Here is an 11376-nt window from a genome sequence, read left to right on the forward strand (position 1 = left end):
AAGGAGCTGTTTTTTTATTCGTCTTCTTTTTTATCATCGATTTGGAGTTCTTTTTCTGGTTTATGATATGTGTAGAAGCTATCTACAAGCAAATCTAAATGCTCTACTTCTTCGCTATAGTTAATGATGGAAGAAATAAGAGGGAAGAGATGTAACCATGTTTTATATGCTTCTTCATCGTCCTTATTTTGATATTCCATAAAGATATCAATTAATTCTTGTTTACCTGTTTCAACTTCATCAAGCATTTCAACTGATTGTTGTTTTTTTGCTTTACCAATAAATTTTAATAAAACTTGTTCATGATAATGCGTTAATGAGTCAAGTTCATTTTGGATAGATTCCTGAAATTCTTCCGGCATATAGCGCAGTTCATTTTCAGTACGGTGTAATGATTTTAACGTACTTAAAGCACGGCTTGTTGTCGCTAACATTTGTCTGAATAAAACGAGCTTACGAATTTTTGCGAACTTTACTTTTTTCGTATAGCTTCTTTCTTCTTTATACAGCAAATAGTAATGATTTAGTTTAATCATTTTTTCTTTCATACGATCAATATCAGTTTTTAGCGTTGTAAAATCAGAAGCCTGCCTGCTATTCATTCGAATCCATTTTACAATTTCTTCTGTATTATCAACGATACGATGATAAAGTTTTGTTTCATATTTTGGCGGCATAAATACTAAATTTACAAGTGAAGCCGCAATAATACCAATCATAATCGTCGCAAATCGAAGTAAGGCAAAACTAAAGAAATCTTCGCCTTGATACTCCATAATGGCGATAACTGTTACTAAAGCAATTGATATTGTGTTTTCTAATCGTAATTGTAATGTAAGAGCAATTACTAATATACATGTTAATCCAATAATAAAAGGATTATGTCCAAAAGCAGTAGCAAATGCGATAGCAAATATCGCACCAATTACATTTGCTTGAATTTGTTCAAGTGCTGTTAAATAAGAACGGTATACAGACGGTTGAACAGCAAAGATAGCTGAAATTCCCGCAAATACCGGACTCGGTAATTGAAGTAAAATACAAGCAAATAAAGCTAACGTGATGGCAATACCCGTTTTTAAAATGCGAGCACCAAGTTTCATACCCTTAATAAGATCCTTTCTCTTGTCATAATGAATGTACAACATGATACTATACATTCATTACAATATGTTAGCAAGTGATATTTTAGTGACGTTAAAAGAAATTAGTGTTCATTTTATCCCGCTAATTGTGAGTAGTAAGATTCCTGCCTCAAAAATTAGAAGCTAGATGCCGGTAAACGCTCGATTGGTGTAGGCTAATTAAAGTTTCACTTTATAATTTTTCCTAATTCCTTTTAAACATCAGTTTTTAGTAAAAAAACCTGCTGAATTTCAGCAGGTCTCAAATTGTTACTATAGATTACTATGAGAAGCGTACTTCGTCAATTTTTTCTTAATAATGAAAATTACTCATTTTACTCTGTTGAGATAGATGGGTCTGCCTGTTCTTTTTTCGGGATAATCTCAAAAAACTGGTTCTGTATATCATCTAATAATGCTGTTAATAAAGCAACTTCCTCATATTGCTCATGTTCGTTTAGTACACGAATATAGTCTAGCAATAATTCAGTTACATCTTTCAAACCATTTTTACTAATTGGTTGTAATGTAACATTTGCCCCTTTTGCAATTCTTCTTTTTAAGGCCTGTTCTGTTAGGCCTAAGTTTGAATCATGACGCAAATAAACAACACCGCCAGTCATGCCAGCGCAAATCCATGGACCAGGGTCACCTAAAACAAGCGCTCGCCCATTTGTCATATATTCAAAAGCAAAACCTTTAATATTGGAGTATGCCCCTATATTTCCTTGCTCTTTTTCACGGAGTGGTTTTGTTATTCTACCTCCAATTATCATGTCTGCACCAGAAAGGCGAATGCCAGCGCGAGCATCAGCGTTCCCTTGCACGTATAGTGCCCCTTTTTGTGCACCATATCCAAATCCTTTTCCGACAGAACCGTTATAATATACTCCGTCTTTTCCTTTTGATTTCGTTATATAAATCCCACCACCAAAGGAAGTTTTACCAATGCCATCTTGTGCACCGCCATTTACGTGTATAAATAAATTTTCACTATTGTAAGCGCCTAACCCATTTCCGGGAATAGAACCATTCGTATACTTTAATGTAAGTGGTTCAAGTTGAGTAGCTTCATATAGTTTACTGCGAACGCGATAACATGATTCTAGACCACCCATAACGCGTTGCTCTACACCAACGCCTACTAATTCTTTTGAGTCAGCGGAATGAACTGTCTTAAATTGTTTTTCTGGTACACCATCTGTTGTTGTAACAGATGGATGTTCTATTATTTGTAATAAATTACGTAAGTTTAATAAATTTTCGCCTCGAACTTGCTCTAATAAATCAGAACGCCCAACAATTGCTTGTAAATTTGTATACCCAAGCTGTCCTGTTAATCGTTTTAGTTCTATACCGAAAGAGGTGAATAAATTTAGCAGGCCAGTAACTGCGCTTTCTAATTCGCGTGGGACGAAGCGGCGTAACCCATGTTCCTTTGCTTGTGCTTCAGACTCGATTTGTGTTGCAATTCCGACATGGCAAGTATCTAGATGACACCCACGGCAAGTAGTGCAGCCGATTGCAATCATTGATAGTGTGCCAAATCCAATACGGTTTGCTCCGAGAAGCATGATTTTCAAGGCATCATTTACACTTCGAATACCACCATCTGCCCAAATCTCTACTTTATGTCTCATGCTCGCTTCTAATAAAGCGTTGTGAGCGGCTTTAACACCAATTTCTACAGGAAGACCTACATGTTGCAAGGCGTGAATACGTGCAGCACCTGTTCCGCCATCGAATCCGCTAATGTTAATAAAATCAGCACCAGCTTTGGCGATACCGACAGCAATTGTTCCGATATTAGGAACGACAGGGACTTTCACGGCTACTTTGGCAAGTTGATTAGCTGTTTTAATTTCCGTAATCATTTGAGCTAAATCTTCAATTGAATAAATATCATGGTTATTAGAAGGTGAAATTAAATCTGAGCCAATTGTCGCATTACGTGCTTCAGCGATTTTGGCTGTTACTTTTGAACCAGGTAAATGCCCACCTTCCCCAGGCTTTGCGCCTTGACCAATTTTGATTTCAATTAAGTTCGATGAGTTTAGTAGTTCGGCATTTACTCCAAATCGCCCAGATGCCACTTGTTGTCCACGTGTATGTGGATATTTTCCAATCATATCTTTAATTTCGCCGCCTTCACCGTTCAAGCTAATCATATTTAGCTGATCGGCCGCTTCTGCATATGCGCGAAAGGCAATTTCGTTTTGAGAACCAAATGACATAGAACTAATAATAAATGGAAAATCATGGTTTTTAATGCCGATAGATACTTCTTCAGTTGGAACGACATGTTTTGTTTGTTTCGTTTGAACAAGGTGTCTGATTGCGATGGGATTATTCTCTTCTAGTTCACTTAACTTGTCACGGTAATCATCATAAGAATTTCCTTTTGCAACATCGCCGATTGCTTTCCAAATTCGCGGGAATATATGAAATGATTTTCGCATTCTAATTTTAGGATTGTTATAATCATCCGCTCGCATTTTTGCATCTTCAGCAAGTGATTCAAGTGAAAAAGCTAAATCATTTGAACCGAAGAAATTTGTAATCTGTAATATATTTGCGATTTCTTCATGTAACCCAATAGATGAATAGAGACGTCCGTAACCACGTAACTCATGAATTCCAATTGTTGAAATGACTTTTTCTAATCCTTTATTAAGTGCATTATACAGATTCGTAATTGGTGTTTTTGTTCCATCATTTACAGTCGCGAATAATAAATATGGATTAATACTATCTGCTCCTAATCCATATAGCGTGACAATGTCATGTAAGGAGCGAAGGGCACCAGAACGTATAACGAGAGAACAATTGCGGCGTAATTTATTTTCACTTAATGCTTGATGTACTTTAGCAGTAACTAAATGTGGATCAATCCACAATCTTTCATTTAGATGGGCTTTTGCGTCATCTAATACTAGTAGGGAAGCACCATTGTTAACAGCAGCTATCGCTTCAGAACTAATGCGGCTTAATGCACATTGTAGAGTTTCTGACGAGCTGAATGTAGCAGAGATTGTGGCGATAGAGTTATGAGTTTTAAATAGCTCTATGAGTTGTTCGTACGTAATTGTGTGTAATTCCTCTGCAATAGGTTGTGCCACGCTGCCTTCTAAAATAATTGGTGAAAGCATTTCAACTACAAATGGCCGTTTTGCGCCACTTAATAAACTTGGACGCTCTCCAAGTACAGTACGTGTAGAGAAGTGTTCAATTTCACGGTCACGGTCAATTGCAGGGTTTGTAACAACAGCTACACTTTCTTTAATGAAGTCAGCGATATTTCGTCTATCAGTATCAAGTGCGGCAAGTGGTGAGTCATGCCCAAGTGAGCGTATTGGCTCAACGCCTTTTGTTGCCATCTGTTCAAGGAGTTGAATATGTTCTCGGTCCCATCCGAAAGCGACGTATTGTTTCGTTTCAACTTGAACAGAATCACATAGCCCTTGGATTTTTTTCGTTTCAGGGATAGATAAATTTAAATGGTAATTGGTAGTATCAATTCGCTTTTTAAAACGGTTATATACTTGGATTTGATATTTGTCATATTCATAAAGAACAAGTTCATCTTGTTCATTCCATTTTAATCCGACTTTTTCTCCAGGAGCGAGTGGTTTTGGTTCTGCTACATATTTAGTTGGTGATACAACTCCAGGTTCAGAAGAGAAAATATAAGAGCTCTCTGTCTCTACTTTCCATACTGGGCGTAATCCAAGGGAATCAACGCTGAAAACAGCTTCATCTTTAAAACGGGAAATGATGCCAGCTGGTCCTTGGGCAAAATGTCCCCATGCTTCACGTATATACGTATATAAATCTTGTAAAGGTGTTTCATAAAGTTTAATTTCATTAATAATTGGTGGGAATAGAATTTCCATTGCTTCAAATAAGCTGTAGTTGTATTGAACAAGTAGGGTTTCTAAGGTGCGGTTTAAATCTTGAGAGTCACTGCCTCCTGCAGTAAGTGGTACATCAATCATTTCGGCTTGATCGCGTAATTTCGCAATTGTGTTAATTTCACCATTATGTCCGAGAATGCTAAATGGTTGTACACGAAAAAAATTAGATAATGTATTAGTAGAGTAGCGGTTATGTCCTAATGTCATAGTTGAAGCGATAAGCGGATGTTGTAAATCATTATAGTAGGCAACAAGCGTATCACCAGCACCTAGAACTTTATATACAACATGATCACGACTTAATGAAGCAACATGAATTGCTTCGTTTTCCTCTATTTTTATTGTGACAGAAAATAATGTTTGCTCAATATTTGTAATTTCGTTTTCTGCGATAAGGGCAACTTGCCAAAATAAAGGTTCTTCTTGTTTACCAAGTGGACCGAGCGCATCTGAGTTTGTTACATCATCACTTTCGAAAATGATAGTAAAGTTTTTGTTGTTTAATTGCGTACGAATATAATCTTTTAAGGCAGTAATGTCTTCTTTTTTATTTAGAAAAAAATGTCCAACGATAAAGTGGGGATGATCCACAATCGTTGGATTATATCCGCTACTTTTTAGTTTTTCATTCCAAAGCGTTTTTGGTATATCAATGTGAATGCCGATGCCATCGCCCTCACCATTAATGAAACCAGCTCTATGATTCATTTTGACGAGTGATTGTATGCAAAGGTCAATGTTTTCTTTTGTAGCAATTTTTCGTTTCTCCATAACGGAAACGATTCCACACGCATCATGTTCTGCATTTCTATAATCTCGAAATAAAGACGGTGTCCATGTATTTTTTTTATTGAGCATCCGTCAATCCCCCCTTTTGCAAAAATTAGAATAATCTTACTATTTAAGGTGCGAATCACCTTGTACACAGAGATAGTAATGCTGTAAAAGAATATAAAACAGATAATTATGAATAATTATACTATTAATACGGGATTTATGAAATAGAAAAAAGGAAAAAAGAAAGGTGAGCTTTCTTTTTTCCTTTTAATGACGGGATTATTTATTGTCTGCTAGGGCGGCAAATGCTCTGCCGACAGCTTCGATTGTATATTCAATATCTTCTTTTGTATGTTCTGTAGTTAAGAACCATGCCTCGTATTTAGAAGGTGCTAAGTTAATTCCTTCTTGAAGCATAAGCTTGAAGAATTTACCGAACATTTCACCGTCTGTATCTTGTGCGGCATCGTAATCTTCAATTGTATTTGTTGTGAAGTATACAGTTAAAGCCCCTTTTAGACGGTTTAATGTAATGTCGATATTATGTTTCGCTGCTTGTTCTAAAATTCCTTTTTCAAGCATTGCACCAAGTTCATCTAATTTCTCATAAAGCCCTTCTTGTTGAAGCACTTCTAGACAAGCGATACCTGATGCCATAGAAGCAGGGTTTCCTGCCATTGTACCAGCTTGGTATGCAGGTCCAAGCGGAGCAACTTGTTCCATAATTTCTTTCTTACCACCGTAAGCACCGATTGGTAAGCCGCCGCCAATAACTTTACCAAGCGCTGTTAAGTCAGGTGTCACACCAAGTAAGTCTTGAGCACCACCGTACATAAAGCGGAAAGCAGTAATAACTTCATCATAAATTACTAATGCGCCAGCTTCGTGAACAAGTTCATTCACTTTTTCAAGGAATCCTGGTTTAGGCTCTACAATACCGAAGTTTCCAACGATCGGTTCTACAAGGATAGCTGCTACTTCATGACCCCATTTATCTAAAGCCTCTTTTAAAGTTTCGACATTATTAAATGGAACAGTAATAACTTCTTGTGCAATACTTTGTGGTACGCCAGCTGAGTCAGGAGTTCCTAAAGTAGAAGGACCAGATCCAGCTGCCACAAGTACTAAATCAGAATGACCGTGGTAACAACCAGCGAATTTCATGATTTTTGTGCGACCTGTATAAGCACGAGCAACACGAATCGTTGTCATCACTGCTTCTGTACCAGAGTTTACGAAACGGACTTTATCTAATGCAGGCATTGCTTCTTTTAACATTTTTGCGAATTTTACCTCTAGCGCTGTTGGTGTTCCATAAAGTACCCCATTTTCAGCAGCTGTTGTAATTGCTTTTGTTATATGCGGATGAGCATGTCCAGTAATAATAGGACCGTATGCTGCTAAATAATCGATATATTTATTTCCGTCTACATCCCAGAAATAAGCGCCTTTCCCACGTTCCATAGCAACAGGAGCGCCGCCGCCAACTGCTTTAAAAGAACGAGAAGGACTATTAACACCGCCAACGATATGCTCTAAAGCTTCTTTATGTAATGCTTCTGACTTTGTGAATTTCACTACAATTCATCTCCTTACAAAAATCTATGTATTATTCTAACATGTTTTTCGAAAAGACGTATTGTTTGTGATAGCGAAGGCAGTTGGGTAAACTATTCGTTGTGACATTTAGGAGGGGGGTCCGATTATGAAATCGGTAATTGAGGTACAAGGGTTACGTAAAGAGTTTACAGCCTATTCAAGTCGTCCGGGCTTAAAGGGTGCATTTCGCGATTTATTAAATCGTAATTATAAAATAGTACCAGCAGTAAACGATGTATCTTTTACTGTAAAGCAAGGTGAAATGGTTGGTTATATTGGTGAGAACGGTGCTGGTAAATCAACAACAATTAAAATGCTTACGGGGATTTTAACTCCGACATCAGGGCAAATCACAGTAAATGGAATGAACCCACATAAACAAAGAGAAGAATTTGTAAGAACAATTGGTGTTGTTTTTGGACAGCGTTCGCAACTTTGGTGGGATATTGCAGTACAAGAATCGTTTCGTTTATTAAAGAAAGTGTACGGTGTATCAGACGCTCAGTATAAGGAGCATATGGAGCACGTGATTGAAACGTTAGATATAGGGCCTTTATTAGATAAACCAGTTCGAAAATTATCTCTTGGTCAAAGGATGCGTTGTGAATTAGCGGCAGCCTTAATTCATAATCCACCGTTATTATTTTTAGATGAGCCAACAATTGGGTTAGATGTACTTGTGAAATTGAAAATACGTGAATTTTTAAAAGAAATGAATGAACGTTATAAAACAACAATTTTATTAACAACACACGATATTACTGATATTGAAGCTTTATGTGAGCGCGTTATCATGCTGGATGAAGGGAATATTATGTATGACGGTTCTTTAAGTAATCTTCGTACGCAGTGGGGAGCAGAGAAGGAAATTCACTTTCAGTTTGTTGCACCAGTTTCCTATCAGGCTTTATCAATGGTTATGCCAGATAATCATGTCGTTTGGTCGAAAGCGAAAGAGGAAAATGCATGGGTTGCAAAAATTCCGAATGAAGAAGTTATTATTTCAATGCTTATTTCTAAAGTAGTACAAGCATTTCAAATTAAAGATTTAAAAATTAACGAAGTGTCTACAGAGGAAATTATTCGTAACATTTATGAAGAAGGTATTACGCATGGGTAAATATATTGAAATGATTCGAATTCGCTTTTTAATGATGCTTGCGTATCGTACAAATTACTATAGCGGGATTTTAATTTATACGATTAATATCGGTGCTTACTATTTTTTATGGCAAGCAATTTATAGCGGAAAAGAGAATATTGAAAGTTTATCTATTTCGCAAATGACCACGTATATCGCAATCGCGTGGATGGCACGTGCCTTCTATTTTAATAATATAGATAGGGAAATTGCGATGGAGATTCAAGAAGGACGTGTGGCTGTAGAATTAATTCGTCCGTATAACTATTTGGGAATGAAAGTTATGCAAGGTCTTGGCGAGGGAATATTCCGTTTTGCCTTCTTTTCCATTCCAGGCATGGTTATCGTTACGTTATTATTTTCGTTGCAAATTACAACGAATTTTCAAACTTGGTTATATTTCTTCTTATCTTTAATATTTAGCTTTATTATTAATACACAAATTAATTTAATGACGGGAATGCTTACGTTTTTCCTATTTAATAATAGTGGAATTATGTATGCAAAACGCGTTGTTATTGATTTATTTTCAGGTCTATTATTACCAATTAGTTTTTATCCGTTATGGGCCCAAAAAGCAATGATGTTTTTACCGTTTCAGGCTATTAGTTATATTCCAAGTATGATTTTTTCTGAAGGTATACAGGGGAGTAAGTTGTATGAGGCTTTAGTATTTCAAGTGATTTGGGCGATTGTACTTATTATTCCAATTGTACTCATGTGGAGAACGGCGAGAAAACGTCTAATTGTACAAGGGGGATGATGAGATGCTATATATAAACTTATTTTTACAATATGCAAGTCAATATATAAAAACGAAATTGGAGTATCGAGGCGATTTTATCGTTGGTTTACTTTCTGATTTATCGCTTCAAGCAGTTAATTTAATATTTATTCTCGTTGTATTTGGGCATACACAAGCATTGAAGGGATGGAGTCGAGAAGAGGTAATCTTTATTTATGGTTTCTTTTTAGTACCGTTTGCTATCTTTTCAGCTTTCTTTAATATATGGGATTTTAATGATCGATACATTATTAAAGGGGAGATGGATCGTGTATTAACGCGACCGATCCATAGTCTATTTCAAATTATATTAGAAAGAATGGAACTTGAATCTTTAATTGGAGCTATTACAGGGATTGTTGTAATGGGATATGCAGCTGTGGAGTTACAATTATCTTTTTACTGGTATGATTTCTTCTTATTTATATTGATGGTAGGAGGAGGAGCACTTGTATATGGAGGGATATTTGTTACGTTGGCGAGCCTTGGTTTTTGGTCGGATGCGAAAAGTTCAATTATGCCTCTTATGTATAACATAGGTAATTACGGGCGCTATCCTGTTAATATTTATAATCGTGTAATTCGTTTCATTTTAACGTTCGTTTTACCGTTTGCGTTTGTTGGAGTATATCCAGCAGCATACTTTTTAAGAAAAACAGAATGGAATAGTTATGCATTTGCGACGCCAATTGTTGGTATTATCTGTTTTACGATTGCAATCACCCTCTGGAACCAAGGGGTAAAAAGGTATCGTGGCGCGGGTAATTAATTATAGAAGCTTGTTCGTTTCTAAGGGATAAATCAGTTCTCCACCTCATACATATAAAATGAGGTGGAGGACATGTTATGGGGATTTATTCTATTAATTGCAGCAATCGCTATTTTGAAAAGTGTCCAATTATTATGGAGTTCCTATTCGGATTCAACGCGTTTTTTTTCGCTCTATAATTTGGCCACATTATTTTTAATCTATACAACAGTACTAATCGCATTTGGATTAAGTTACGTTGTATTAGAGGAAATGGGTTTCGCAGTTTTGAAAGAGGACGGAGAAAGTTTGAACGCTCATTCTTTTCAACTTGTCGAAGTTTGTTTATATTTTAGCGCAGTTACTTTATTGTCTGTTGGATATGGTGACATATCTCCGATTGGAATTGGGCGATGGATTGCAATCGCAGAAGCGCTAATTGGATATACACTCCCTTTTGCTTTTGTGATGAGGTCTGTAATAGACAATGAAAAATAAGGAAGCATTTGTTATAGTAAAGGAAAAGAGTAGGAGTGATAACTATGATTACAGTAGGAGAAATGGCACCAGAATTCACATTAGAGGGAAGTAACGGAGAAGAAGTTCGCCTAGCTGATTTCCGCGGTAAAAATGTAGTTCTCTATTTTTATCCGAAAGATATGACGCCAGGATGTACAACTGAAGCATGTGATTTTCGTGATGCGTATGGAGTATTTCAAGAGAAGGATACGGTTATTCTTGGAGTAAGTCCTGATTCAGCGAATAGACATTTGAAATTCATTGAGAAACATGAATTGCCATTTATACTTTTAGTAGATGAAGATCATAAAGTAGCAGAGTTATACGATGTTTGGAAGTTAAAAAAGAACTTTGGGAAAGAGTATATGGGAATCGAGCGTTCTACATTCCTTATTAATAAAGACGGTGAACTTGTAAAAGAGTGGCGTAAAGTGAAAGTGAAAGGACATATTGAGGATGTTCTTTCTTATATAAAATAAATCTACATTGGAGATAAAATATGCAGAAACAAGGCAAGTGTCTATACATATTTTACTGCCTTACATAAAGTGGAAGTGTAGGGCATACCTCCTCAGATGATAGTATTCCAAGTGCGATTATGTCGCACTTTTTTCTATGGAATATATGAAGAAAAAAGGGAAAGATACATAAAAACAAGTCCTGAATATAAAAATAAACTACATACTTATAGTAGAAATATTGACGATTTATAAGAAAAGGAGTACACTCTTTATAAGAATTATAAAATAATAATCCGTATAGAATCGGGG

Annotated in this window: 8 protein-coding genes; 5 read left to right on the plus strand and 3 right to left on the minus strand. The window is 36.3% G+C overall.

Going from position 1 to position 11376, the window contains the following annotated elements:
- Positions 1–14: 14 nt before the first annotated feature.
- The 3 genes from DN407_RS02655 to hemL form a co-directional block, all read right to left on the minus strand.
- Complete coding sequence (locus DN407_RS02655) at positions 15–1103, minus strand: aromatic acid exporter family protein (RefSeq protein ID WP_000765787.1); 1089 nt, start codon at positions 1101–1103, stop codon at positions 15–17.
- 356 nt (positions 1104–1459) lie between these two features.
- On the minus strand, positions 1460–5896 hold the full coding sequence (locus DN407_RS02660) for a glutamate synthase-related protein (RefSeq protein ID WP_149215983.1): 4437 nt from the start codon (positions 5894–5896) through the stop codon (positions 1460–1462).
- A 198-nt stretch (positions 5897–6094) separates the two neighbouring features.
- Entirely contained in the window at positions 6095–7393 is a 1299-nt protein-coding gene (hemL, locus tag DN407_RS02665; RefSeq protein ID WP_000673239.1) for a glutamate-1-semialdehyde-2,1-aminomutase, read from the minus strand.
- Positions 7394–7520: 127 nt separating this feature from the next.
- On the opposite strand from hemL, the gene DN407_RS02670 reads away from it, so the two are divergent.
- The 5 genes from DN407_RS02670 to bcp all read left to right on the plus strand — a co-directional run bounded on the left by DN407_RS02670 (position 7521) and on the right by bcp (position 11085).
- Positions 7521–8534: an ABC transporter ATP-binding protein gene (locus tag DN407_RS02670; RefSeq protein ID WP_000843658.1), complete on the plus strand. Its 1014-nt coding sequence runs from the start codon at positions 7521–7523 to the stop codon at positions 8532–8534.
- Positions 8527–9318 (plus strand): ABC transporter permease, encoded by a 792-nt coding sequence (locus DN407_RS02675; protein ID WP_000521519.1) that lies wholly within the window; start codon positions 8527–8529, stop codon positions 9316–9318. Before DN407_RS02670 ends, DN407_RS02675 begins: the two co-directional genes overlap by 8 nt.
- 4 nt (positions 9319–9322) lie before the next feature.
- On the plus strand, positions 9323–10108 hold the full coding sequence (locus tag DN407_RS02680; protein ID WP_000965772.1) for an ABC transporter permease: 786 nt from the start codon (positions 9323–9325) through the stop codon (positions 10106–10108).
- 72 nt (positions 10109–10180) lie between these two features.
- A complete protein-coding gene (locus DN407_RS02685) occupies positions 10181–10585 on the plus strand; it encodes a potassium channel family protein (RefSeq protein ID WP_000964343.1) in 405 nt (134 codons plus the stop codon).
- Positions 10586–10629: 44 nt separating this feature from the next.
- A complete protein-coding gene (bcp, locus tag DN407_RS02690) occupies positions 10630–11085 on the plus strand; it encodes a thioredoxin-dependent thiol peroxidase (protein WP_098204867.1) in 456 nt (151 codons plus the stop codon).
- Positions 11086–11376: the final 291 nt, after the last annotated feature.

This window comes from Bacillus sp. JAS24-2, from assembly GCF_008274905.1.
Lineage (GTDB): Bacteria > Bacillota > Bacilli > Bacillales > Bacillaceae_G > Bacillus_A > Bacillus_A cereus.